The sequence below is a fragment of the Frigoribacterium sp. CFBP 13712 genome, assembly GCF_014842255.1.
In the GTDB taxonomy this organism is placed as follows: Bacteria; Actinomycetota; Actinomycetes; order Actinomycetales; family Microbacteriaceae; genus Frigoribacterium.
Map to the genome: position 1 here is coordinate 1 of NZ_JACYVH010000033.1, position 459 is coordinate 459.

Annotated in this window: 1 protein-coding gene; it reads right to left on the reverse strand. The window is 69.9% G+C overall.

Annotated features, from left to right (window positions below):
- A partial coding sequence (locus IFT51_RS14785) for a hypothetical protein (RefSeq protein WP_192061850.1) occupies positions 1 to 384 on the reverse strand: 384 nt, incomplete at its 3' end.
- Between the last annotated feature and the right edge of the window lie 75 nt (positions 385 to 459).

The following is a 459-nucleotide window of genomic DNA, read 5'->3' on the forward strand; positions in this document are numbered from 1 at the left end:
CACCGGAGCGGAACCCGTGGCCTGGAACCCGCCCTGGACGCTCGTCCCGACGAACGTGTAACCCATCGCGTTGCCCTCGACATCCGCAGCGTCAGCCGGGGTCGTCACCGCGATCTTCCACCGCAGGACCTCGTCCTTCACGCTCTGCCACCCCGTCGCACCGTTCGCCGCGGTGTCCCAGGTGTAGGTGTAGGTGCGACCGTCCTCCGAACGCACTCCACCCGTCAGCTGCATGCCCGCGGACGACGGGGCCCCATCGCGGATAAAGGCCCCCGCGATCACGTCCTGCCCCTCGGCGAACGTCGTCCCCTCCGGGGCCGTGACGGTCACCGACGCAGCGGGCCGGTTCAGGAGCTCGTCGACGGCCGTAGCCTCGAACGTCACCTCCGTGGTCTCACCGCGCTCCAACTCCACGGGAGCCATCGCGACCGGAGCCAACGGGCCGAAGTCACCGACGAC